The following is a 25,974-nucleotide window of genomic DNA, read 5'->3' as shown; positions in this document are numbered from 1 at the left end:
ACAACTGTCATTCAGAGCGAAGCGAAGAATCTTAACAACTGTCATTCAGAGCAAAGCGAAGAATCTTAACAACTGTCATTCAAATAAAAACGAAGAATCTTAACTGTCATTCAAATCAAAGCGAAGAATCTTAACAACTGTCATTCAAATCAAAGCGAAGAATCTAAGCTAAACACTGCCTTTATAGGATAATGATCGGAATATTTTTTATTATACGTTTTAAACCCATTAACAGTTAACTCAGGATCAGAAAAAATAAAATCTATACGTGTTGGAAAAAACTTAAAATCGTAGGTACGTCCAAAACCATTTCCTGCTTCTATAAAAGCATCATTTAAATTACCTTTAATCGTTTTATAAACATAAGAAAACGCAGTATTATTAAAATCACCAGTCATTATTACCTTATGTGGAGACTGTTTTTTATGTTCTAAAATCAATTCAGCTTGCTGTTGTTGCAGTTCAAACGTTTTACCAATACCTTTTACTAAACGTTCGGAATCTTCGTTTTTTAGCTTCTCGACATTAGTATCTATTCGTAATGATTGTAAATGGATATTATAAACTCTAATCGTATCCTTTCCTGTAACTATATCTGCATAAATCGCATTATTAGACGTGTTAGGAAACTCCACAGAGCCAGAATTAATTATTGGAAATTTCGAATAAATAACTTGTCCGTTTTTAATTTTTTGTCCTGATAGCTTTTCATATTTATATTTATAAAAAGAAAAATCAACATTCTTGTTTGGATGGTATTCTTGAATGCATAAAACATCTGGAGCTTCCGTTTTAATAAACTCTACTATCTTAGTGTCTATTGCTTCCTCTTCAATCCAGTTATAGAGATTAAAAAGCCTCACATTATAGTTCATTACTGAAATGTTAGTGGTGCTTTCAATATCTTCAGATTGATAAAATTTATATAACGATCCAAACAAAAAGTAACCAATTACTAATACTAAAAGCGAAAGTATGAGTTGTTTTTTAAGCTTTACAAGCCAATAAAGCACAAAAAGCGCGTTGAGTAAAATTAAAAAAGGAACTCCTAAACTAAGTACAGAAAGTAGTGAGAATTGTTTTGGTGGCATTAGTGGCAACACATAAGACAACAGCAACATAAATGCTGCTAAGGAGTTGAAGAAAAATATAATCTTCTCAAAAAACTTAAGGTTTTTCATCACTATTGTTCTAAGCTACTATACACAACGAAGGTAATTGCTTATTATTTACCAGCTCTAAATAAAAATTCTTTTTCTTCGGCTGTAAGAATATCATAACCACTTTTGCTTATTTTATCGAGTATAACGTCTATCTTTTTTTGTTTATTAAACTCACTAAATTCGCCTTTAGTATAACCTCCAACTTTAGATTTTTTTTTATGTACAGTTCTCATTTTAGATTTTTTAGAGAAAGTAAACCAACTTGCAACAGTGTCTAAAATGCGCTCAAAACCTTTACCAATATCTTTACCTTTAAGTAATTGTTTAGCATACATATAGCCTAAAAAAGCACCTCCTAAATGCGCTAAGTTTCCGCCAGCATTGCCTCCAAACAGTCCTAAAACATCAAAAACAACTAATGCTACACCAAGATACCAAAGTTTTAAATTAAAGGTAAAAAAGCGCATTTCTTTACTTGGCATATAAGCACATAAAAATATAAGTAAGGCTCTTACTGCTGCAGAAGCACCAACCAATGGATATAAACTCTCTTTAAAAAATGAAGGAAATAAGGAGTAACCCATTAAGAAAAACACACCTCCAACAATAGCGCCTAAAAAATAGATGTTGAGTGCCATTTTTGGAGAAAACAGCGTTAAAAACAGACGTCCAATAATATACAACCACAACATATTAAATAGCAGGTGTATAAAATCGAAATGAATAAATGCATAACTAATAATGCTCCAAGGTCTATAAAAAAAGCCTGTAAAGGAAGGTGGAATAGAGAAATAACTAAAAAAACTAACGTTTAAAGCTTTAAAAATTAATGTTGCTAAATATACAATTACATTAATAGCAATAATTTTTTCTAAAACATTTAGCCTTGCCAGTTTAAATTTTATGTCTTCTTGTAAACTCATTAATCCCAACGGTATTTATTCATGCTATTTTTTTTCCAGTACCACATAATAATAAAACCAACAATTGCGCCTCCAACGTGAGCCATATATGCTGTATTACTTGGACTAAAAAAGGATTGACCTGTAAATGCAGAAATAACATCTAATAATATAATTCCTGGTATAAAATACTTGGCTTTAATTGGTATTGGTAAAAAGATTAGCATCAACTTAGCTTCTGGGTTCATCACTCCAAAAGCGGCTAAAACTCCCATAATACAGCCAGAGGCTCCAACCATTGAAGCATTAAACATTGGAAAGGCTTCCCTTAACATTATCATTTGGTCATTTGTTAATCCTGGAATCATTTTGTTTGTAGTAAACATTTGTACTAATTGGCTGTTGGTTAATCCTGAATTAAGCAACCCTTCTTGTAAAGGCAAATAATTAAAATAATAGTAACCTAATTGAAAAGCAACTGCTCCTAAACCAGCAGAAATATATAAGAATAGAAACTTCTTCCAACCTAAAGCACTTTCTACTGCTACTCCAAACATCCAAAGCGCAAACATATTAAACAAAATATGAGTAGGACTACCATGCATAAACATGTGCGTAATGATTTGCCAAGGCTTAAACAATTCGTTTTCTGGAAAGTATAGTGCGAACCACTCGTAAAACGCATTTCCTCCTCCAATAGTAAGTGTACCAATAAACATAAGTACATTTATTATAAGTAGGTGTTTTACAGTATCTGTTAACTTATTCATCATAGTCAATCAATCTTAAAATTTTCGTTCTATTTCTTCTATTCCAACAGTTACAAATGTTGTTTTGTGTGTTGGAGAAGCATTTGGTTCTTTACAAGCAAAAAGCGAATTTACTAAATGCTCTTGCTCTGCACTGGTTAATATTTGGCCTGTTTTTATGGCTAAACTTTTAGCTAACGATTTGGCTAACAAATCGGTTACACTAAAATGGCTGTCTGGCACTTCGTGTTCTACATCGTTTATTAGTTGCTCTAAAATTATGGACACTTCACTTTCTGGTACACAAACAGGAACTCCTGTAATTTCTAAATGGTCTTGCTCAATACGTTTAAACACAAAACCTGTATGCTCTAAATCGTCTTTTAATTGTTTAATTATTTCAATTTCTTGTGAAGAAAAGTGCAATTCTAAAGGAAATAACAACTGTTGACTAACACCTACTTTAACTGTTATATTTTGTAAAAAATCCTCGTATAAAATACGTTGATGCGCTCTATTTTGATCAATCACCAACATCCCAGATTTAACAGTACTAATTATGTATTTATTATGAAGCTGATAGGTACTTTGCTTATTTTCTATTTGTTTAGCTTCAAACATAGAGGCTGTTGTGGCATCACTTTCAAAATGAACTTCACTAAAATCGTCTGTATTCGTATTACTTTTGGATTCTAATCCAACGTACAAGCCTTCCCAACTTCCTGCATTATCCTTTTTAAAACGTTGCGTGTTTCTTGAGGTGTTTTGTTTTTCTTCTAAAAAGGGATTAAAATTACTATTCACCTCAACAGTTGGTGTATTTGCCATTTGCTTTTTGTTATAATCGTAAGGCGTGTCTAAATTAGCATCGCGCTCAAAATCTAAAACAGGAGCAATATTAAATTGTCCTAAGCTATGCTTTACTGCCGAACGTAAAATGGCATATAATGTATGCTCATCGTCAAACTTAATTTCTGTTTTTGTAGGATGAATATTTATATCTATAGTTTGCGGATTCACAGTAAGGTTTAAAAAATAACTAGCGTGAGTGCCTGTTTTTAATAAGCCATCGAAAGCAGATGCTATTGCGTGATTTAAATACGCACTTTTTATAAATCTATTATTAACGAAAAAGAATTGCTCACCTCTGGTTTTTTTAGCATACTCTGGTTTACCAACAAAACCAGATACTTTTAGCACTTCTGTATCTTCTTCAACAGGTACTAATTTCTCGTTAGTTTTGGTGCCAAAAATATTTACTATACGTTGCCTGTAATTACTTTCTGGCAAGTTAAACGATTCGCTTCCGTTGTGATACATAGCGAATGTTAAGTCTGAATGCGCTAGGGAAACACGATGAAACTCATCTATAATATGGCGTAATTCCACAGCATTAGACTTTAAAAAATTTCGTCTTGCAGGAATATTGAAAAATAAATTTTTTACTGAAATTGAAGTCCCTTTTGGAGTAACTACAACATTTTGAGAGACAATTTCGCTGCCTTCTATTACTATTTCTGTACCTAATTCGTCTTGCTCTTGTTTTGTTTTTAATTCCACATGAGCAATTGCAGCAATACTTGCCAAGGCTTCGCCTCTAAATCCTTTGGTATTTATATTAAATAAATCGTCTGCTAATTTTATTTTTGAAGTGGCATGTCGCTCAAAACTTAAACGTGCATCTGTAACGCTCATTCCTTTTCCGTTATCTATAACTTGAATAAGGGTTTTGCCAGCATCTTTTACTAATAATTTTATGGTTGTTGCTCCTGCATCTATTGCATTTTCTAGTAATTCTTTAACAACTGAAGCTGGTCGTTGTACAACTTCGCCTGCAGCTATTTGATTAGCAACGTGATCTGGTAAGAGTTGAATGATATCTGCCATGTATTATCCTGGAAAGAAAATAGATAAATCAAAATCGATAATGTATAAGAATACAAATACTAAAAATAATGCTATTATAAGTACTGTTTTATTTGCTTGCTTATTAGTATTGTGTTTATAATCGTTTAAAGCAGCGTTAAATTTTCCTTTTAAACTGTTGTTTCCTCCAACTGTACTCCTATACTCATCAAACTTATGTTTCATTTCAAAAGGACTGCTGTCTCCTTTATAATAACGAGGTGTATAACTAAAACGCTTATTCTTTCTTTTCTTTAAAAGTCCCATAATTAATCCATTTTAAGTTCTAAGTAATACATTACAGCAATTATTATACCTAATATAATGACTAGCATTGGTAAGGTACGAACTTTTCCTCTTTTAGTTTTTCTGGCAGATTTCCAATTAAAATCAATTTGCGATTTAGTTTCTTCACTTTCTGATTTAGAAAATCGAGGTTTATAATTAAATTTTTTATTTTTTCTTTGGTTAAACACAATAGTATATTTCACTTAAAAGACTATTCTCAAAAGTACTTAAAATACTATAAAATAAGGGAAGTGTAATGCTAAAAATTGTTAACAATACATTCTTTTTTTGTAATACAATGGTGTTAGTTACTTGGTGTTTTTACGCAAAGCAGCCATTTTTATTGCAGCAACAGCAGCTTCTGTTCCTTTATTACCATGTTTACCACCAGAACGGTCTATGGCTTGTTGTAAGTTATTATCTGTTAACACACAAAATATAACTGGTACATCAGACTGTACATTTAAGTCTTTAATACCTTGTGCAACAGCTTCGCACACAAAATCAAAATGTTTGGTTTCGCCTTGGATAACACTACCTATTGCGATTACTGCATCTACGTTTTGAAGTTGCATTTTTTTACTGCCATAAATAAGCTCGTAACTTCCAGGAACGTCCCAAACTGTAATGTTTTTAGATTCTGTTCCATGTTCTAAAAGCGTCGTTTTGGCTCCTTTTAAAAGCCCTTGTGTAATGTTCTCATTCCACTCTGAAACAACAATCCCAAACCGAAAATTTTTCGCGTTTGGGATTGATGCTTTATCGTATTCTGATAAATTATTATTTTCTGTAGCCATACTATTTAGCCATTGCTTGTGCTTTTCCTATTAATACCTCAGCATTACTAGCTTCTGGAGATTTAGGATAGTTATCTTTAATTGTATTTAAAAAGCCAAGTGCTTTATCTGTTTGTTCTAAGTCTAAAGCAATCATACCTGCTTTATATAAATACATAGGTGTTGTGTATTCGTTAGTACGCATAGTCGCTGCTTTTTCGTAATAACCTAAAGCATCTTCTTTTTGGTTTAATTGTACAAATGCATCTCCAATAGCGCCTTTAGCTTTTGCAGCTATTACTGCATCGTCACTTTTAAAATTATCTAAATGAGAAATAGCTTCCTGATATTTTTTTGTATTTAAGTAAGCCATTCCTGCATAATAATTAGCAAGGTTTGCAGCAGGTGTTCCGCTGTGCTCCTTAATAATATCTAACATACCATACTTCCCTTCTCCTCCATTTAACGCTAAGTTATATAAAGAATCTTGTGCTACTCCAGTTGTTGCTTCGTTAAAGTATTTTTGAGCTTGAAACATATCGTTAGTTGCCACTTGCTGTGCAGGCTTAGCAATAAACTCGTTATAACCTAAATAGCCTAAAACACCAGCTGCTACAATACCAATAATTATAAAAATGTACTTTTGGTTTTTTGCTACAAAGTCTTCAGTTTTAGAAGCTGTTTCGTCTAAAGTATTAAATACTTCTGCAGTTGTTGAGTTTTCTTCTACTACAACTTCCTTCTCTACTTTCGTTTTTGGTTTATATCCTCTTTTCTTGTATGTTGCCATCTTTAATTTTATTAATGCGCACAAAAATATAATTTTCTTAGTAAATAAAAGGGGTTTTATTTGATATTTTTCAATAATTTGCAAGTCCTTTTATTCGTAGCTTTTTATAAATAACGTTGAAGCTAAAAAAATATATGATTTTAAAATCTCTTTCTCTTCTAAATTATAAGAATTTCGACAGTAAAACTTTCGAGTTTAACAACAAAATAAACTGTATTGTTGGTAACAATGGTATAGGGAAAACTAATGTTTTAGACGCTATTTATCACCTCTCGTTTGGGAAAAGTTATTTTAATCCAATTGCTAGCCAAAATATTAAACACAACGAAGATTTTTTTGTGGTTAATGGTGAATATGAAAAAGATAGCAAAGCTGAAAAAATTGTAGTTAGCTTAAAAAGAGGTCAGAAAAAAATAATAAAACGCAATAGTAAGGCTTACGAAAAATTTAGTGAGCACATTGGTTTTTTGCCTTTAGTCATTATTTCGCCAGCAGATAGAGACTTAATAATTGAAGGTAGCGATACCAGACGAAAATTTATAGATAGTGTAATTTCACAGAGTGATACCAATTACTTAAACACGCTAATAAAGTATAATAAAACACTCGCACAACGCAACTCGCTTTTAAAATATTTTGCGCTAAACAATACGTTTAATAACGATACATTATCTATATACAACAGCCAATTAAATGAGTATGGTACAGTTGTTTTTGAAAAAAGAAAAACATTTTTAGAAACTTTTATTCCTATTTTTAAATCTAGATATTTAGCCATCAGTAATGGAAATGAAGCTGTAGATTTAGTGTATAAAAGTGATTTGTACGATAATGATTTAGAAACTTTACTAAAAAAAGCAATTAATAAAGATAAAGCTATACAGTACACTAGCGTTGGGATACATAAAGATGACTTGCTATTTAATATAGACACACATCCAATTAAAAAATTTGGAAGCCAAGGACAACAAAAATCCTTTTTAATCGCTTTAAAGTTGGCGCAATTTGATTTTATAAAAGCACAAAGTGGTGTAAATCCAATTTTGTTACTCGATGATATTTTTGATAAATTAGACGAGCAACGCGTTGCACAAATTATTAAATTAGTGGATGATGAAAACTTTGGACAATTATTTATAAGCGATACACATGCAGAACGCACAGAACAAGCTGTTAAACAAGTACACCAATCCTATGAAATATTTAGATTGTAAATTTTTAATTTTAAAAAATACAGTAAAAACGATAGTATTACTTAGTATTATTATCGTAACTACAAGCTGCTCTAAAAACCCAAAACCCTTTATTGAGCATATAAATGGCTATTGGGAAATTGAAGCTGTAAAATTAGCCAATGGCGAAAAAAGAGAATACACAATAAATCAAAATATTGATTTTTTTGAGATAAATGATTCGCTCACTGGATTTAGAAAAAAATTATCTCCCACATTTAATGGTACGTTTGAAGCCTCTAACGATTTAGAAGCATTAACACTAAAAATTGAAAACGACAGTTTAAACATATATTATAAAACACCTTATAATACATGGAAAGAAACTGTTTTAAGAGCTAATAAAGACCATTTAGAACTCATTAACGAAAATAATAATGTATATTATTATAAACGATACATACCTATAAACCTTAATTAATAAGATTACCGCTTTCTCGGAAAATAAATATGGCAAAACGAAATAATGAACACTTAAGCATTGCAGATGCCTTAAAAGATTTTGTTGAAACTAATAAGTTAGAAGCTGGTTTGGATAGTGTTAATGTAAGAGACACTTGGAATAGCTTAATGGGAAATGGCGTAAGTAATTACACCACAGCCATTGAGTTAAAAAGAGACACGTTATACATACAATTATCCTCTAGTGTTTTACGCGAAGAGCTAAGTTATGGCAAAGAAAAAATAATTGCGATGCTAAACGAAGCCCTTGGTAAACCTTTAATTAAAAAGTTAGTTTTGAGGTAATTACACTTATTAATAAAATTGACAGATTAAAATAAATTTTTTATAATTAACGAGGAATTATTATTTTAAATTATATATTTGCAGTAATTATAAATTAATATTTTTTTAAAATGGCTCAAGGCACAGTAAAATTTTTCAATGATTCAAAAGGTTTCGGTTTTATAACTGAAGAAGGATCAGACAAAGACCATTTCGTACACATCTCTGGTTTAATCGACGAAGTTCGTGAAGGAGATGCAGTAGAATTCGATCTTCAAGAAGGTCGTAAAGGTATGAACGCAGTAAACGTAAAAGTAGTATAATTATATATTTTCTATTTACCTTATTACACAGAAAGCTCACTATTTATTTAGTGAGCTTTTTTTATACCTAATAAAACCTTCTTATTAGTTACTGCATAAATTACTGGCATCATCTTTGTTATTAATATAATAATTAACAATAAAATTTATTACAATGAGTAAAGGCACAGTAAAATTCTTCAACGACACTAAAGGATTTGGTTTCATCACTGAAGAAGGTGTAGACAAAGACCATTTTGTACACATTTCGGGCTTAATTGACGAAATTCGCGAAGGCGACGAAGTAGAATTCGACTTACAAGAAGGAAAAAAAGGACTAAACGCAGTAAATGTAAAAGTAATTTAATATATACTACAACACGTTTTTAAAGCAAAAGCCTCTTCATTTTGAAGAGGCTTTTTTTATTTAATATAATTTTTTTTCATCATTTACATACAACACTTATTGCTTAAGTACTTTAAAAGTAGTTTTTGCATTATCTTCTGCAGTAATAGTAATAAAGTACATACCTGTTGCTGCATCTGTAATATCTAATGTCGTTTCATTATTAACTGTATTTAAATCTATCGTATTTATTAATCGTCCGTTAATATCATAAACCTGAGCTTGTTTTAAATTCACTTGCTTCAATTTAACGATATTAAATTCACCGCTAGAAGGGTTAGGATAAATAGAAACTGTTTGATCTAAATTTGCAAACTCTTCTACAGATAAAGCTAAGGCACAATTATAAACTGCAAGCTCATCAATATACCAACCTTCTCTTCCGTTACAACCATCTGTTCCTAAATCGAATTTAAATTGTACACTATCGTTAGCACTTACTCCAAGCACTGATAAATCTATAACACTTGTTCCCCAACTTCCACTAGTTGTACCTTGATCAGAACCTGTAAATACAGGTTGAGATTCCATTGGGTTATCATTGCCTTGAGCTTGTGAGTTTAATACACTGTTATAGGCGTTTTCTAAAAATGCAGTATCAGGCAAAATCATCCAATCTCCAACAGCATTAATTTTATATTTAATATTTCCTCCATCCCAATTTGCTTCAGTTGAAACATAATGATTAAAGTACATTTCGTAAGTCCCTTCAGAAAAATCAGGAAGTGTTATAACAGGACTTTCTAAAGTAATAATTCCATTTTGTAAATCCGATCCACAATTACCATTTATAGGATCGACACCAAAAACAGCACTTCCTGCTCTACCCTTTGGTAATGTGTTACTTATTGTCCAATCTCTAGACTCCCAAGTTGCAGGGTTTGATGGTGTTTGGTTAACTACCCAGTTACCCATACCACTTTCCCAATCTTCAAAATAAATTGGATTTGCTGTTGCAGAGTCACATAATGGAGAAATTTCTGCTAAAACAGGTGTGAAATTACAGTTATTATCTGTGCGTAATTCTACAGCCAATAAGGCATTAGCTAATTGGTTAACATCACTTGGTGTTATTATTTCTCCAGACAATCCAGAAGGTATAACTGTAAAAGATAATCCTTCTAAATTTATTCCTAACAAATCATTAGCAGAAGCTTCTAAAGCATCTGCCAAATCACTAAAATCACTTGTAGAGGTTAAATATACGCTCTGAGCTCTCCAAAAAATATGCGCAGCTTTTGTAAAACCAATTCCTGCAATTATTTGTCCATTATAACTGCCACCATCTACTAATAAAGCGTAAGCATGATTTGGAATTCCTGAATTTACATGTACTCCACCAGAATCAGACTCTGCACACCAATATTGTCCATCTGTTAGTTTTCCTGGATGACCATTACAAGTAGGATCCCAAAGATCTCGGATAGGGCCACTAAAAAATGTGGCATCTTCTCCCATTCTCCATCTATCGGAGCTTTGACAGGCTGTTCTTAAAGACAGGTCTTCGCCTTCATCTTGGTAATTGTTTAATAAATCTATAGTTTCTCCCCAAATATCTGAATAGGATTCATTTATAGCACCAGATTGATATGCATAAATTAAACCGCTAGTATATTCTGTATAAGCGTGTCCCCATTCATGAGCAATAACATCGTCTGATGCAGTTCCATCTCTATAATTTGTAGTTACTCCATTCCAACTTGCATTTCCCACATTAGGATTATTATTTATAGTTCTCATTTGTGCACCAGAACCATTATAAGAATCATAACCAAAAGTATTATTAAAAAAATAATACATGTGCCCAGAAGTTTCTACTTCATTTTGTTGCCAAACAGTTAAGTCTCCAGGAAAAACATCGCCTTCTTGCCAAACAACAGTACTGGTATTTCCTTCATAAACTACTCTATCTAACGCATGAGCTATTCCTGTAAACTGTTCGATAAGATTTCCTGTATGCGCATCTATAAACACATACTCTCTAACATCGACATTATTTCTTACTTCAATATAATAGGCTAAGTGATTTATAATCGTTTTATTTTGAATAAGGCCTTTTGGATAAATAACTAATTTACTTTGCTCAATAAACAAGTCTGTTCCTGAATAATTTAAATTTTGCTTATTAATAACCTCTATTGCTTTATTTTTTGCTGAAGAAGAGTTGATTGTTGGAATAGGATTAACTTTTATATTAGGAATTACGTTACCATTAATAGCAGTTATTTTCCCATCTTTATTAAAATGAAACTTTAGCTTTGCATCAAAAACAGGCACTCCATTATAATGCTGTTGGTAATTTAAATGATTAAAACCATAACTATCTGTATTTTGTTTATCGAAAACAAAGGCATTACCATTAGGCATTTTAAAAAGAGAAGCGTTAGTATCTAAAAAATTACTTACTTTATCTTTTAGACTATTCCCATTAGACTCAAAGGGGTTTTGATTAGGAAATTTAATAAAATTTATGGTAGTATTAGTTTCGTTAAAACTGATAGTAGCTTTTGTTTTATTGTAAAAACGTTCAATGGTTTTAGCATTAGATTGCGCAAAAATACTAGTTACAAAAAGCAAAGTAAAAGCGCAGAGGTAAGTAATTTTTTTCATTTTATATTATTTTTCTAAAAGCGTTAAGTTAGTTGATTATCAGGTATAAAAAAACCTGAATTTGTTAAAATTCAGGTTTAAGTGTATTATTTATCGGTTAAAATGTTTAAAACATTTCTCTTCCAGAAAAATGGAAAGCACCTTCAATAGCTGCATTCTCGTCACTATCACTACCATGTACAGCATTTTCTCCAATAGAAGCTGCATATAGTTTACGAATAGTACCTTCTGCAGCATCTGCAGGATTAGTTGCTCCAATTAACGTTCTAAAATCCTCAACTGCATTCTCTTTTTCAAGTATTGCAGCGACTATTGGACCTCTAGTCATATATTCTACTAACTCACCAAAGAAAGGACGCTCGTTATGTATAGCATAAAAAGCTTCAGCATCTGCCTTTGTCATTTGTGTTAATTTTAAAGCTACGATTCTAAATCCTGAAGCTGTAATTTTTTCTAGTATTGCACCAATATTCCCTTTTTCAACAGAATCTGGCTTAAGCATTGTAAATGTTCTATTTGTTGCCATTGTATTATTTTAAATTTTGGCAAAAGTAATGCATTTCTAAATAAATACCATATAAACCAATATTAAAAAATTGTATCTTCGTACGCTATGACAAAACAAGATATTTTAGACATAAAAAAATTACTTTCTTCTGCAAAAAAAATTGTGATTGTACCTCATAAAAACCCAGATGGAGATGCTATTGGCTCTACTTTAGGTTTATATCATTTTCTAAAACAACACTCGCATCAAGCAACTATAATTGCACCAAATGATTATCCGGATTTTTTAAAATGGTTACCAGGTGAAGATTCTATTTTAAAATACGACACACAAAAAGAGGATGCAGAACAACTAATTAACTCTGCAGATATTATTTTTACTTTAGATTTTAATGCACTGCATAGAACAGGCGATATGGAATCTATTTTAGCACAAAGTAATGCTATTAAAATAATGATAGATCATCACCAGCAACCAGATGATTATGCTAAGTATATGTTTAGCGATGTCTCTATGAGTTCTACTTGCGAAATGGTGTATCACTTTTTAGATAAATTAGACGAAACTAAAAGTATTAATCAAACTATTGCCACCTGTTTATATGTTGGTATTATGACAGATACTGGCTCTTTTAGGTTTAAATCTACAACAAGTACTACACATCGCATTGTAGCCGAATTAATAGATAAAGGCGCACAAAATAATGAAATCCATAATAATGTGTACGATACTAATAGTTATAATCGTATGCAATTATTAGGTTGTGCTTTAAGTAATTTAAAAGTACTTCTAGAGCATAGAACAGCTTATATTACTTTATCGCAAGACGAATTGCAACGTTTTGATTACAAAAAAGGAGATACTGAAGGCTTTGTAAATTACGCACTCTCCTTAAATAATATTGTGTTTGCAGCTATTTTTATTGAAGACAAACAAAATCAAATCATAAAAATTTCGTTACGTAGTAAAGGTGAGTTTTCTGTAAACGAATTTTCGAGAGCACACTTTAGTGGTGGAGGCCATACTAATGCTGCTGGAGGCAAGAGTGATGATGACCTTAAAACCACAATTGAAAAATTTATTAGTATATTACCAGACTATTCTAAAGCTCTAAATAATGCGTAACAAAGTATCGTTATTACTAATTATATTATTTGCAATAAGTTGCAAAACACCAGAAGCACGTAAACCCGTTTCTGTAAAAACAGGATCTTTTATTGATGCCTCTGTAGAAAGAAATAAAAAACTTAACGAAGCAGAAACTCAACAAATTTTAGATTATATAGAGTCTAAACCAAACAGTAATTTTATTGCTTCTGAAAATGGATTTTGGTACCAATATCAAACCCAAGTGGATAGTACAAAAACAACACCAGATTTTGGAGATATTGTAAATTTTAAATACAATTTAAAAACTTTAAATGAACAATCTGTTTATGGCGAATCCAAAGACAGAGACTATGTTATGGATAAGCAAGAATTGTTTTCTGGTTTAAGAGAAGGCTTAAAATTAATGAAACCAGGAGAATCTATAACCTTTTTATTTCCCTCGCAAAAAGCCTTTGGTTATTATGGCGATGAAAATAAGATTGGAACTAGTGTTCCATTAATATGTGATGTGACAGTAAACTCTATATCAAAACAAGACAAATAATTAATTATGAATATTTTAAAAATTACTATGAAGATTTTTTTCTTAACACTACTACTAAGTCTTAACGCTTGCCAAAGTCAATATCCAAATTTAGAAGATGGATTATATGCCGAAATTGTAACCACCAAAGGCACAATGGTTGCTAAACTACATTATGATAAAGTTCCTGTTGTTGTTGCTAATTTTGTTGGCTTAGCCGAAGGTAACCACCCAAAACTAGCCGACTCTTTAAAAGGAAAACCATTTTACAACGGAATTATTTTTCACAGAGTTATGGATAATTTTATGATTCAAGGAGGAGATCCAACAGGAACAGGAATGGGAAGTGCTGGATACAAATTTACTAGCGAATTTGACCCTTCATTAAAACACGATAAAGCAGGAATATTATCCATGGCAAATTCTGGAGGAATTAGCACTAATGGAAGTCAGTTTTTTATAACTGAAGTACCATATCCTAGAGGAGATGCTTTTGATTCTAGCGGAAGCGTAAAGCCTTGCGAACAAAGAGGTGTGAGTTGTCACAGTGTTTTTGGAGAATTAGTTTTAGGATTAGAAGTCCAAGACAGCATCTCTAATGTTCCAGTTTCTAAAGAACGTAGAACATTAAACAAACCTTTAGAGGATGTTGTGATTCAAAAAATAAATATAATTAGAAAAGGAGCAAATGCAAAAGCCTTTGATGCTGTTGCTGTATTTAATAACCAAGAGCCTTTACTTTTAGAGAAATTAAAAACACTTAGAGAGCAACAAGAAAAAATTGCCGAAGAAAACAGAGCTAAAGAACTAGAGGTTTTAAAAGAACAATCTAAAGCTTCTGCACAACAATTTTTAAAAGAAAATAAAGATAAAGGAGAAGTTTTTGAATCTCCTACTGGAATGATAATGGTTTCTACTAAAAAAGGAAATGGTGCTAAACCAAAACCCTCAGATAATGTTTACATTCACTGCGCTGGTTATTTAGAAGATGGAAAACTATTTTACACCACTTGGAAAGATGTTGCTAAAGCTAACGGAATTTATGATGAGCGTGCAGATGAGCAAGGTGCTTACAAACCTTTTGATAGAAAATACAACACTAGTGCTGGATTAATACCAGGATTTAGAGAAGCATTTCTAAAAATGAATATTGGAGATAAAGCGAGAGTGTTTATCCCTTCTTATTTAGGTTATGGTTCTAAACCAAATGGTCCAATTCCTGCCAACTCAAATTTAGTTTTTGATGTGGAATTAGTAAGTATTAAATAATACTTTAAACTATAACTCATAAAAAAGCATCTATTTTAAATTAAAATAGATGCTTTTTTTTATTCTACAATCTCCATATAGAGTCTTATTTCTTTGGTATGTTTTTCAAAATTTCTAAAACAAACTTCCAGTATTTTTGAGCAGAAGAAATCTGTGCTCTTTCATCTGGAGAGTGCGCTCCTTTAATATTAGGACCAAAACTTATCATATCCATTTCTGGGTAGTTTGTGCCTAAAATTCCACATTCTAAACCTGCATGGCAAGCAGCAACATAAGGCTCTTCGTTATTATTTAATGCTTTGTAAATAGGCACCATAACTTTTAAAATATCGGAATCCATATTTGGTTTCCAACCAGGATAATCTCCGCTAAACTCTACTTCACAACCTGTTAACTCAAAAGTAGCACGTAACATATTTGCTAAATCCCATTTAGAACTTTCTACAGAGCTTCGGGTTAAACAACCAATTTTTATATTGCCTTCTTTTACAATTACGCGTGCAATGTTATTTGAAGTTTCAACTAAATTTGGGATATCTGCACTCATTCTATATACACCATTTAATGCTGCATATAGCGCTCTAGTTAACCCTTCTTGTACACCAAGATTCATTATCTTTTTTGGCGCATCAACTTTAGTCACCTCTATAACCATATCTGGCTCCATTGTTTTGTACTCTATTTTTATGGTAGCTGCAAGGTCATTCATTTCGCTTTTAAAAGCCGCTTCGTGCACAGCATCAATGGCTACAGTAGCATTACTTTCTCTTGGAATGGCGTTACGTAAACTTCCTCCATCAATTTCCGAAATACGCAAACCAAAATTCTCAAAACCATCAAATAATAAACGGTTCATTATTTTATTTGCGTTTCCTAAACCTTCATGAATTTGCATTCCGGAGTGACCACCTTGTAAGCCCTTTACCGTAACTTTAAAACCCATTTTAAATTCAGGTGTTTCTTCTTCTTCATACGTTCTAGTTGCTGTAACATCTACTCCACCAGCGCAACCTACTCCAATTTCATCGTCTTCTTCAGTATCTAAATTTAAAAGTATTTCGCCATTAAGCAAACCTCCTTTTAAACCCATTGCTCCTGTCATCCCAGTTTCTTCATCAATAGTAAATAAGGCTTCAATTGCAGGATGTGCAATATCTGTACTCTCTAAAATTGCCATTATAGTTGCAACACCTAAGCCATTATCTGCTCCTAAAGTTGTCCCTTTTGCTTTTACCCAATCGCCTTCTACAAACATATCTATGCCTTGGGTATCAAAATCAAAAACGGTATCGTTATTTTTTTGATGTACCATATCTAAATGCGATTGCATAACTATGGCTTTTCGGTCTTCCATTCCAGCCGTTGCAGGCTTTTTAATAATTACATTTCCTACCTCATCTTCAATTGTTTCTAAACCTAAACTTGCTCCAAAATCCTTCATAAACTTAATCACGCGTTCTTCTTTTTTAGAAGGTCTTGGGACTGCATTTAAGTCTGCGAATTTATTCCACAGTGCTTTAGGTTGTAATTCTCTTATTTCTGAACTCATTTTGTAAATTTTTAGTTTAGCAAAGGTACATTCTTTTTATTATTTTTGGTTATGCTAAAAAACAAAAAAGCGGTTATTGCTTTGTTAATTATTCCTTTAATTTTATTAACAAAGCAACTAAAGCTATATCCTGAGTTTGTTGAAAATTATTATAGTAATGGTCTTTATATTTACACCTCTAAACTTACACGTTATACTTTAGGCTGGTTGCCTTTTTCGTTTGGTGATGTAATGTACATAGTCTTAATACTATACTGTTTACGATGGATAATATTAAATGTAAAACGCCTCTATAAAGACTTCTTTAATTGGCTAATTGATGTCATTTCTGCTGTAACAATTATCTATTTTGCGTTTCACTTATTTTGGGCTTTTAATTATTACAGACAACCTTTACACATAAACTTAAATTTAAGTGCAGAATATACTACCCAAGAGTTAGTTGCAGTTACTAAAAAGCTTATTAGTAAATCTAATAGTATTCATAATAATTTAGCTGAACATGATTCGATTAAAATCACATTTCCGTTTAGCAAAAATGAGTTGTTAGCAAGTGCTCCTGAAGGTTATAAGAATTTACAAACCGAATATCCACAGTTGGAATACAGTCCAAAAAGTATTAAAAAATCGTTATTAACCTATCCACTTTCCATAATGGGTTTTAGTGGTTATTTAAATCCCATTACAAACGAAGCACAGGTAAATAGTTTAATCCCAAAATATAAATTACCAACCACAACATCGCACGAAATCGCCCACCAATTAGGTTACGCAGCCGAAAACGAAGCTAATTTTATTGGGTATTTGGCAGCAACACACAATCCAAACTTATATTTTAAATATTCTGGCTACACTTTCGGATTAAAACACTGTCTTCGAGAGGTTTATAAGCGTGACCAAACACTCTATTTTGAACTTTTAGAAAGTATAAATACAGGTATAATACTTAATTACAAAGATGTACAAGCGTTTTGGAATAGTTATAAAAACCCAACAGAACCTTATTTTAAGAAAACCTACAATGGCTATCTAAAAGCAAACAATCAAGAAAAAGGCATGCAAAGCTACAGCTATGTAGTTGCGTTGTTAGTAAATCACCTAAAAAACAAATCGCTTTAAACGTTAAAATTTAGCTCTATTTTTTTTTCACTTTAAGCTTATTAGTATCTTTAATGCTTAAACATCAAAAAAAATATGAAAAACCGCTTTTTTCTAATCACCTTATTTTTGTGTTCTATTATTGTTAGTGCACAAGACTATTTCCCAAAAAACGATGGTGTAAAAACTTCCACATCTAATTACACAGCATTAACAAACGCTAAAATCTATGTCACACCAACACAACTAATTGATAATGGCACATTATTAATTAAAGATGGCAAAGTAGTGCAAGTTGGAAAATCCATATCAATTCCAACAAACAGTATTACAATAGACTTAAGTGGTAAATCCATTTATCCTTCGTTTATAGATGTGTACTCTACGTTTGGAGTGGCAACTCCAAAAGCAGATTCTGACCATTCTAATAGACCGCAATATGATGCAGGAAGGGATGGATTTTATTGGAACGACCATATTAGGCCAGACCAAAATGCAATCGACCACCTAAAATTTGATAATGAAAAAGCTAAGGCTTTAAAAAAAGCTGGCTTTGGTGTTGTAAATACGCACATTGAAGATGGAATTATTAGAGGTACAGGAACTCTAGTGGCTTTAGACGAAGAAAGCTCTAATGCAAAACGCATTTTAGACATGCATTCTGCTCAATATTTAGGGACTAGTAAGAGTAAAACCTCTAGACAAGCCTATCCTACTTCCTTAATGGGAACTATGGCACTTTTAAGGCAAGTTAATCATGATGCGAAATGGTATGCAAAAGGACTGTCCGACAGAAAAGATAGAGCTTTAGAAGCCTATATAACAAATAAAAATAAGCCTCAAATATTAGAAGCAGGTAGTAAGGTTAACGCTTTGCGTTTTGATAAACTTGGAGACGAATTTAATATCCAATACACTATTGTTGGTGGTGGAGATGAGTACGAGCGTATTAATGCTATTAAAAACACAAATGCCACATATATAATCCCTTTAGATTTTCCTGATGCTTTTGATATGACAGATCCGTATTTAGCTAAAGGAGTGAGTTTAGCAGATTTAAAAGCGTGGAATCAAAGCCCAACAAACCTTAAGGTTTTAGCAGATAATAACGTGTTATTTGCACTAACCACACACAAGTTAAAAAAACCAGAAGAGTTTATGCCTAACTTATTAAAAGCAATAAAATATGGTTTAAACAAAACTAAAGCACTAGAAGCTTTAACTACAGTACCTGCAAAAATTTTAGGTAAACAAAATGAAATAGGCTCATTAAACAAAGGTGCTTATGCTAATTTCATAATCACCTCTGGAGATGTATTTGATAAAAAAACTACTATTTATGAGCATTGGGTTTTAGGTAACAAAACAGTTTACGAAAACAAAGATGTAAAGGATTTAAAAGGAAACTATACGTTTAAGCTCGCTAATATAGACTACGAATTAGAAATTTCTGGCAAAGCAAAAAAACTAAAATCAAAAGTTAAGGCAGATAATAAAAAACTAGGTTCCAAAATAAGTTTTAAAGACAATTGGCTAAACCTCACAATAACCTCAACAGACACTACCAAACAAGAGTTTATTAGACTAATTGCTAATGTTAAAAATGAAAACAATATTAATGGTAAAGCCTATTTTCCAAATGGAAATGAAACCACTTTTTTTGCAACAAAATCAAACAGTGCTATTTCCGAAGACAAAGATGATGAAGCTGAAGACGACAAAAAGAAAGACAAAAAAGACGACGATAAAGTAAATAAAATTTATCCTGTTACATTTCCAAATTCGGCTTATGGTTTTACATCTTTACCAAAACAAGAAACCCTTCTGTTTAAAAATGTAACCGTTTGGACTAATGAAAAAGAAGGAATTATTAAAAATACAGACGTTTTAATTACAAATGGAAAAATTAGTAAAATAGGATCTAATTTATCCAATTCTGGTGCAAAAATAATAGATGGTACTGGCAAACATTTAACAGCAGGAATTATAGATGAGCATTCGCATATTGCAACTTCTTCAGTTAACGAAGCAGGACAAAATAGTACAGCAGAAGTCACTATTGAAGATGTTCTCGATGCTGAAGACATTAATATTTACAGAAACCTTGCTGGAGGAGTTACCAGCATTCAAATATTACATGGTTCTGCAAACCCAATTGGTGGACGCTCTGCAATAATTAAACTAAAATGGGGTGAAACTGCAGAAGGGTTAATATATAAAAACAGTCCAAAATTTATAAAATTTGCTTTAGGTGAAAACGTCAAACAATCAAATTGGGGCGACAATAACAAAGTACGCTTTCCACAAACAAGAATGGGAGTTGAGCAAGTTTTTATCGATTATTTTCAGCGTGCAAAAGAATACGATGCTTTAAAGAAAAGTGGCAAACCCTATCGAAAAGATATTGAGTTAGAAACGCTAGCCGAAATTATAAATAAAGAGCGTTTTATTAGTTGCCACTCTTACATACAAAGTGAAATTAATATGTTGATGAAGGTGGCAGAACAATTCAATTTTAACATCAATACATTCACTCATATTTTAGAAGGCTATAAAGTAGCAGATAAAATGGTGGCTCATGGTGTTGGTGGCTCTACATTTAGTGATTGGTGGGCGTATAAATACGAAGTTAATGATGCCATACCTTATAATGCTGCAATTATGCATAATGCAGGAGTTACAGTAGCTATAAATAGTGACGATGCCGAAATGTCTAGACGTTTAAACCAAGAAGCAGCAAAGTCTGTTAAATATGGAAACATAAGCGAAGAAGAAGCATGGAAATTCGTAACACTAAATCCTGCGAAACTATTACACTTAGACGATCGTGTTGGTAGTATAAAAGTTGGTAAAGATGCAGATGTTGTACTATGGAGCGACCATCCTATGTCTATTTATGCCAAAGCAGAAAAAACAATTATAGAAGGTGTTGTTTATTTTGATATAGAAAGAGACCAACAATTAAGAGAGGCTATTAAAAAAGAAAAAAACGAACTTACAAACTTAATGTTACAGGCAAAAAACGATGGGTTAAAAACAAAACCTATAGAGAAAAAAGAAAAAGAAGTAATGCATTGCGATACAATTGATAATGAAAACCACTAGAATAATGAAGACTTTAAAACTATATATAATTACTGTATTTACATTAGCTCTTTATTCTGCTAATGCACAACAAACACCAGTATCTAAACAAAGTGGTCCTATATGTATCGAAGGTGCAACGGCTCACTTAGGTAATGGTCAGGTTATTGAGAATTCTCTCATAATGTTTGAAAACGGCAAACTTACTTTCGTTGGCTCTGCAATGACCAAAATTGCTAGAAAAGGAAAAATTATAGACGCTAAAGGCAAACACGTTTATCCTGGTTTTATAGCACCAAATTCTACATTAGGTTTAGTAGAAGTGGACGCTGTACGCGCAACAAATGATGTAGATGAAGTTGGCGCTATGAATCCTCACATTCGTAGTTTAATAGCTTATAATACAGAGTCTAAGGTAGTTGAATCTATGCGACCAAATGGTGTGTTAATGGCTCAAATTACACCTCGTGGTGGTCGTATTTCTGGCACTTCATCCATTGTGCAACTCGATGCTTGGAATTGGGAAGATGCTGTAATTAAAGAGGATGATGGCATACATATTAATTGGCCAAACACCTATTCTCGTGGTCGTTGGTGGCTTGGAGAACCTAATGTTTTAAAAGAAAACAAAGACTACACAAAACAAGTAGAAGAACTCCACTCATTTATTAATAATAGTAAAGCGTATGCTAAAAGTGGTGAAACCAAAAACTTACCTTTTGAAGCTTTAAAAGGCATATTCGATGGCTCAAAAACTTTATTTATTCATGTAGATAACGAAAGAGGAATTATAGATGCTGTAAATTTTTGTGATAATCAAAATATTAAAAACAAAGTAATAGTTGGTGGTTATGAAGCTAATAACGTTGCACATTTACTAAAACAACATAATATTCCTGTGTTATTACAACGTGTACACTCTAGGCCTAAAAACGAAGACGAAGATTATGACCTGCCTTTTAAGCTAGCTAACAAACTAGTTAAAAGTGGTGTTTTAGTAGGTTTAGAAAATTCTGGAAGTATGGAACGTATGAATACAAGAAACCTTCCTTTTTTAGCAGGAACTTGTGTTGCGTATGGCTTAAGTAAAGAAGAAGCTTTACAGTTAATTACACTCAATACAGCAAAAATTTTAGGTATCGATGAGTTTTGTGGCTCCTTAGACGTAGGTAAAGACGCTACACTATTTATTAGTGAAGGTGATGCTTTAGATATGAGGACTAATAAATTAATACAGGCCTTTGTACAAGGTCGCAATATTAGTTTAGACACACACCAAACCAAGCTATATGAGCGTTACTCTAATAAGTATAAAAAATAATTTTAGTCACAATTTAAAAAATTATAACTATGAAAGCATTTATAACACTTAGTATTTTATTTATAAGTTTTTTAGGCTATTCGCAGGAAAATACTACAACAACTAATAATTATAAATTTGATTATAAAAAATTAAACTACAAAGGATTTAATTCAGTTTATGATAATCTAAAAGCGCTTAGTAATAACATAAATCAAACTACAACTGTAATTAGAGGTTTTGATGAAATGCGACAAGGTCAAATTTTAGTGGATACCAGAAATTTAGGGAAATCGTTTGAAGGCTTAGAGTTAGATTCAAGACCAAGTTTAAATCTAGAAATGCAACGTATTATGTTTACTGGCAATTCTATAAATCCGTTTCAGGATAACCAACTTATACTAAATAATAAAAAGAAATAATATAATTAATTATATTTTAAATAAAAAAAGAGAGCTATTAGCTCTCTTTTTTTACTCCACTACTGTAGCGCTTTCTGGCTTTTTGAACGTATTTATTGAATGCGCTTCTATAGATATTTTTATATCTTTAAACAGTAAATCGTTACGCTTTTTGGTAGGTTTATTATTCTCATAATGGTACCACGTTAAAACCTTAGGTAATTTTAAATTTTCTACAGTTTGCCACTCGCTATACTTTATAAAATGAAATTCTTTGCTTTTTTCTTTAGAAAAATAAGTCACTGTATAACCTAGCCATTCCATAATAAACGTATTTGGATTATAATAAAGTATATACTCATCTTCTGGAGACTCTCCTACTCCACTTTCGTAACTAATTTTAATTCCTGGATAGCTTTCGCCTTCAAAAACTAAAGGCTCCACATCAGTATATATAATCCCATCGTCTGCCAATACAAAAGGCATGGCATAGAAGTAAAACATAAGATTATAGTAAAACTTAGGGTTACTTTTATAATCTTCTGTTCCTTTATTTAGTATCCAAACCTCTTCTCCATCAAACCCAATAGTATGTTTTGGCATGTCTATGTACGATTCTCTAGATTTTAAATTAGTTATTGTTAGTTCATCTCCATCTGGTTTTTCCATAGTAAAGGCTAAGGACTGCATAGTATTCCACTGCTCTAAACCTCCATGAGCTTCAAACACTTTAGTAATATTTTCTGGATAAATTGAAGTGGTAATTTCTAGGTTTTCTTTTGAATAGTCAACAACTTCAACAGGCTTTTCATTTTGCTTACAAGCTGTTATAGTAAATATTAACAAGGCAATAACACTAAGGTTTTTCATTTATTTTTAAAGTTAATTTTATAAGATTCTTAGGTCGGAAATTTTAAAATTAGCTTACAAAAGCTTCAGTTTAAAACTGAAGCTTTTGTAATAGGTACTTATACTTCTATTCAATTATTAGTTTTTTAATTGCTTGCTTATTCTTCAGCTTCAGCTTAACAAAGTATAAACCAGATTGTAAATTAGAAACATTTAAATTAATGTTTGATGTTTCGCTTTTTATATTTTTCTCTATAATTTTCTTGCCTTGAAGATTAATAATTTCTACTAAGCATTCTTCATTTAAATTAGTATTTAATTGTATAGTAATTTGGTTATTTGCAGGATTTGGATAAAATTTAAAATTATAACTAGAAAACTCGTTAATACTTAATGCCACATTAGCTTCTAAGTAGTCTGGTGCTCCACTAAAATCGGTATCATCGTCTGTTGGATCTCCATTGTTATTGTAATCTTCGTTAATGGTTAAAACACCATCTCCATCGTCATCATCGTCCAAATAATTTTCAATTAAATCATTATCTGTATCAATAAAAATGTGCAAAGTGGTTCTACCAAATGCTGCTTCAACCTCGATACTTGTAGGTACATTATCGCCATCATCATCCTCGTCTAAATAATTAGGTATCGTATCCATATCTGTATCATCGTCGTCTAAATTTCCGTTTCCATTTACATCCTCATCACTATCATCAACACCATCTCCATCAGAATCTACACAATTAACTTCGGTAACAGAAACAGTGTTAGAAAGAGAACAACCTGTATTTAAATCAAAAATAACAACATCGTAAACTCCTGCTTGGTTTACTGTAAGGGTTTCGTTAGTTTCATCTATTAAAACAACACCATTATAAGCCCACTCAAAAGCATAACTACTAGTGTTTAAAGCTGTATTTAATACAGTGGTTTCTCCTGCGCAATATTCTACTTCGTTTTGAAGCATTGAAGCTGGTAAGGCATTTACATTTAATGTAAGTGTTGTAACTTCATAGCATTGAGAATTATCAACACGTGCAAAAACAACTTGTGGGTTTGTAGTGTTTGAATATAATAATGGTAAAGGGTTGACATTAAAATCGGCATCTGCTTGAGTTTCAAAATAATTTATGTTAAAAACAGATGGATCTTGACCATTTAAAATTATTGCATTTTGCGTGCTTAAATCAAACTGAGAGCTATTGTTTGTTGGGTCGTTATCTGTTTCAACATTATCATCGCATAATTCGTAAAAAACAGAATTTGCTTGTGGAGTTTCTGCTACAACTAAATCAAAAGTTGATACTGTACTGCTACATCCTGTATTATTATTTGTGATTTTTACATAAATAGTTTGTGGATTACTCACATTAAAATATGGACTAAAAATAGAATTTGTTCCATTATTTGCATCTGCTTGAGTTTCGTAATAACTCACAGAGTGTATTGTAGGATCTTGACTGTTTAAAACTTCATTTGTTTTAGTGTTTAAATCAAAGTTTGCAAATCCATCTGTATTCAATTCACAAATTATAAAATCTGTAATTACCGAATGCAAAGGAATTGGATTTACAACAATATCAAAATCTACAATTGTAAAACAACCTGAATTACTAATTTCTACTCTTACAAAAATGGTTTGTGGATTTGCTGTATTAAAATAATTAGTTGGATTTGATATTTGATTAAAATTTCCTTCAGCCTCAGCTAAACTTTCAAAGTAAGAAAAAGAGTAAGGCTCTCCATTTGCTATATAAAGTTCATTGATGGTTAAATCGAATGTTGAAAACCCATCATTATCATCATCACAAACCTCCAGAACTGGTATGTTTTGAGAAGGCGTAGGTAAAGGTAAAACACTAATTGTTAATGTAGATGTCACGAAACAGTTTGTTGTTGCATCTTCCACTCTAACAAATAACGTTTGAGGGTTAGTAATATTTGTATAAGTATTTGAATTTATAATTGGACTAGAATTACTATTGGCATCTGCTTGAGATACAAAATAACTCACAATGAAATTAGATGAACCTCCTGAAAAGTACGCATCATTTGTAGTCAAATCAAATATGGCAAAATCATCATTATTATCATCACAAACTTCGTTGCTAATAGGTGCTCCAGCTACTGGAGAATTTAATACAGTAAATGTTTCTGAACTCGTTGCAGGTTGCGAGCCATTAGTTGTGTACTCTATAGTGTAACTTACATTGGAAGTCCCATTAATTACTGTGCCTGTATTAGTATTAATAATAGCTCCATCTGTTGGCTCTGGATTAAACATGTAAGTTCCTCCAGGAGTTGCTACAGTAAGTACAATAGCGCCATCGCAAGTTGGTGATAATGTAAAAGAGGCGTCGTCTTGAGCAAAAGCCGAAAAAGATAAAATTAAAGTAATAAAAAAAAGTAGTTTTTGTGTCATGATGCTGTAAAT

Annotated in this window: 25 protein-coding genes; 12 read left to right on the top strand and 13 right to left on the bottom strand. The window is 31.8% G+C overall.

Annotation, left to right across the window (positions count from 1 at the left end; all coding sequences use genetic code 11):
- Positions 1-149: 149 nt before the first annotated feature.
- From ACVC5O_RS15745 to ACVC5O_RS15710, 8 genes are all read right to left on the bottom strand, one after another.
- Positions 150-1,181, bottom strand: coding sequence for an endonuclease/exonuclease/phosphatase family protein (locus ACVC5O_RS15745; protein ID WP_452222434.1), 1,032 nt, complete (start codon positions 1,179-1,181; stop codon positions 150-152).
- Between the two features lie 44 nt (positions 1,182-1,225).
- Complete coding sequence (locus ACVC5O_RS15740; RefSeq protein ID WP_452222433.1) at positions 1,226-2,086, bottom strand: rhomboid family intramembrane serine protease; 861 nt, start codon at positions 2,084-2,086, stop codon at positions 1,226-1,228.
- Positions 2,086-2,835 (bottom strand): rhomboid family intramembrane serine protease, encoded by a 750-nt coding sequence (locus tag ACVC5O_RS15735; protein ID WP_452222435.1) that lies wholly within the window; start codon positions 2,833-2,835, stop codon positions 2,086-2,088. Before ACVC5O_RS15735 ends, ACVC5O_RS15740 begins: the two co-directional genes overlap by 1 nt.
- A 15-nt stretch (positions 2,836-2,850) precedes the next feature.
- Positions 2,851-4,701 carry a DNA mismatch repair endonuclease MutL gene (gene mutL / locus ACVC5O_RS15730; RefSeq protein ID WP_452222432.1) on the bottom strand — a complete coding sequence of 617 codons (1,851 nt, stop codon included), beginning with the start codon at positions 4,699-4,701 and terminating at the stop codon, positions 2,851-2,853.
- Positions 4,702-4,704: 3 nt separating this feature from the next.
- On the bottom strand, positions 4,705-4,986 hold the full coding sequence (locus ACVC5O_RS15725) for a riboflavin synthase subunit beta (protein ID WP_452222431.1): 282 nt from the start codon (positions 4,984-4,986) through the stop codon (positions 4,705-4,707).
- A 2-nt stretch (positions 4,987-4,988) separates the two neighbouring features.
- Positions 4,989-5,210 carry a hypothetical protein gene (locus ACVC5O_RS15720; protein ID WP_452222430.1) on the bottom strand — a complete coding sequence of 74 codons (222 nt, stop codon included), beginning with the start codon at positions 5,208-5,210 and terminating at the stop codon, positions 4,989-4,991.
- A gap of 105 nt (positions 5,211-5,315) precedes the next feature.
- Positions 5,316-5,804: a 6,7-dimethyl-8-ribityllumazine synthase gene (gene ribH, locus ACVC5O_RS15715; RefSeq protein WP_452222429.1), complete on the bottom strand. Its 489-nt coding sequence runs from the start codon at positions 5,802-5,804 to the stop codon at positions 5,316-5,318.
- Position 5,805: 1 nt separating this feature from the next.
- Positions 5,806-6,573, bottom strand: a complete 768-nt coding sequence (locus tag ACVC5O_RS15710; protein WP_452222428.1) for a tetratricopeptide repeat protein — start codon at positions 6,571-6,573, stop codon at positions 5,806-5,808.
- Between the two features lie 134 nt (positions 6,574-6,707).
- Between ACVC5O_RS15710 and recF the strand changes: the two genes are divergently transcribed.
- From recF to ACVC5O_RS15685, 5 genes are all read left to right on the top strand, one after another.
- Positions 6,708-7,787, top strand: a complete 1,080-nt coding sequence (gene recF / locus ACVC5O_RS15705) for a DNA replication/repair protein RecF (protein WP_452222427.1) — start codon at positions 6,708-6,710, stop codon at positions 7,785-7,787.
- A complete protein-coding gene (locus tag ACVC5O_RS15700; protein ID WP_452222426.1) occupies positions 7,768-8,226 on the top strand; it encodes a lipocalin family protein in 459 nt (152 codons plus the stop codon). Before recF ends, ACVC5O_RS15700 begins: the two co-directional genes overlap by 20 nt.
- 29 nt (positions 8,227-8,255) lie before the next feature.
- The gene (locus ACVC5O_RS15695; protein ID WP_452222425.1) at positions 8,256-8,552 is read left to right on the top strand and encodes a DUF721 domain-containing protein; all 297 of its coding nucleotides are present in this window, start codon (positions 8,256-8,258) and stop codon (positions 8,550-8,552) included.
- Between the two features lie 110 nt (positions 8,553-8,662).
- The gene (locus ACVC5O_RS15690; protein ID WP_452222424.1) at positions 8,663-8,854 is read left to right on the top strand and encodes a cold-shock protein; all 192 of its coding nucleotides are present in this window, start codon (positions 8,663-8,665) and stop codon (positions 8,852-8,854) included.
- 154 nt (positions 8,855-9,008) lie between these two features.
- Entirely contained in the window at positions 9,009-9,200 is a 192-nt protein-coding gene (locus ACVC5O_RS15685; RefSeq protein WP_299890629.1) for a cold-shock protein, read from the top strand.
- Between the two features lie 96 nt (positions 9,201-9,296).
- Here ACVC5O_RS15685 and ACVC5O_RS15680 read toward each other — a convergent pair whose 3' ends face one another.
- Together ACVC5O_RS15680 and ACVC5O_RS15675 are read right to left on the bottom strand one after the other, a co-directional pair.
- Complete coding sequence (locus tag ACVC5O_RS15680) at positions 9,297-11,849, bottom strand: M4 family metallopeptidase (protein WP_452222423.1); 2,553 nt, start codon at positions 11,847-11,849, stop codon at positions 9,297-9,299.
- A gap of 106 nt (positions 11,850-11,955) precedes the next feature.
- On the bottom strand, positions 11,956-12,375 hold the full coding sequence (locus ACVC5O_RS15675; protein WP_452222422.1) for a nucleoside-diphosphate kinase: 420 nt from the start codon (positions 12,373-12,375) through the stop codon (positions 11,956-11,958).
- Between the two features lie 87 nt (positions 12,376-12,462).
- On the opposite strand from ACVC5O_RS15675, the gene ACVC5O_RS15670 reads away from it, so the two are divergent.
- The 3 genes from ACVC5O_RS15670 to ACVC5O_RS15660 are packed head-to-tail and all read left to right on the top strand — an operon-like array spanning position 12,463 to position 15,259.
- Positions 12,463-13,482, top strand: coding sequence for a DHH family phosphoesterase (locus ACVC5O_RS15670; RefSeq protein ID WP_452222421.1), 1,020 nt, complete (start codon positions 12,463-12,465; stop codon positions 13,480-13,482).
- Positions 13,475-14,011 carry a gliding motility-associated peptidyl-prolyl isomerase GldI gene (gene gldI, locus ACVC5O_RS15665; protein WP_452222420.1) on the top strand — a complete coding sequence of 179 codons (537 nt, stop codon included), beginning with the start codon at positions 13,475-13,477 and terminating at the stop codon, positions 14,009-14,011. Before ACVC5O_RS15670 ends, gldI begins: the two co-directional genes overlap by 8 nt.
- A 6-nt stretch (positions 14,012-14,017) precedes the next feature.
- Positions 14,018-15,259 (top strand): peptidylprolyl isomerase, encoded by a 1,242-nt coding sequence (locus ACVC5O_RS15660; RefSeq protein ID WP_452222419.1) that lies wholly within the window; start codon positions 14,018-14,020, stop codon positions 15,257-15,259.
- 85 nt (positions 15,260-15,344) lie between these two features.
- Here the strand turns inward: ACVC5O_RS15660 and ACVC5O_RS15655 are convergent, their stop codons facing one another.
- Positions 15,345-16,808, bottom strand: coding sequence for an aminoacyl-histidine dipeptidase (locus tag ACVC5O_RS15655; protein ID WP_452222418.1), 1,464 nt, complete (start codon positions 16,806-16,808; stop codon positions 15,345-15,347).
- 51 nt (positions 16,809-16,859) lie between these two features.
- Here ACVC5O_RS15655 and ACVC5O_RS15650 point away from each other — a divergent pair, with 51 nt between their 5' ends.
- The 4 genes from ACVC5O_RS15650 (at position 16,860) to ACVC5O_RS15635 (ending at position 22,712) form a co-directional block, all read left to right on the top strand.
- Positions 16,860-17,927: a DUF3810 domain-containing protein gene (locus ACVC5O_RS15650; RefSeq protein ID WP_452222417.1), complete on the top strand. Its 1,068-nt coding sequence runs from the start codon at positions 16,860-16,862 to the stop codon at positions 17,925-17,927.
- A gap of 75 nt (positions 17,928-18,002) precedes the next feature.
- Entirely contained in the window at positions 18,003-21,011 is a 3,009-nt protein-coding gene (locus tag ACVC5O_RS15645; RefSeq protein WP_452222416.1) for an amidohydrolase family protein, read from the top strand.
- Positions 21,012-21,015: 4 nt separating this feature from the next.
- Positions 21,016-22,311 carry an amidohydrolase family protein gene (locus ACVC5O_RS15640; protein WP_452222415.1) on the top strand — a complete coding sequence of 432 codons (1,296 nt, stop codon included), beginning with the start codon at positions 21,016-21,018 and terminating at the stop codon, positions 22,309-22,311.
- Positions 22,312-22,340: 29 nt separating this feature from the next.
- Positions 22,341-22,712: a hypothetical protein gene (locus ACVC5O_RS15635; RefSeq protein WP_452222414.1), complete on the top strand. Its 372-nt coding sequence runs from the start codon at positions 22,341-22,343 to the stop codon at positions 22,710-22,712.
- Positions 22,713-22,763: 51 nt separating this feature from the next.
- Here the strand turns inward: ACVC5O_RS15635 and ACVC5O_RS15630 are convergent, their stop codons facing one another.
- Together ACVC5O_RS15630 and ACVC5O_RS15625 are read right to left on the bottom strand one after the other, a co-directional pair.
- Positions 22,764-23,561, bottom strand: a complete 798-nt coding sequence (locus ACVC5O_RS15630; RefSeq protein ID WP_452222413.1) for a DUF6503 family protein — start codon at positions 23,559-23,561, stop codon at positions 22,764-22,766.
- Between the two features lie 106 nt (positions 23,562-23,667).
- Complete coding sequence (locus ACVC5O_RS15625) at positions 23,668-25,962, bottom strand: T9SS type A sorting domain-containing protein (RefSeq protein ID WP_452222412.1); 2,295 nt, start codon at positions 25,960-25,962, stop codon at positions 23,668-23,670.
- Between the last annotated feature and the right edge of the window lie 12 nt (positions 25,963-25,974).

It is taken from the genome of Lacinutrix salivirga, from assembly GCF_053604675.1.
The sequence above is the reverse complement of the archived record's forward strand: the minus strand, read 5'-3'. Positions and strand labels throughout refer to the sequence as shown.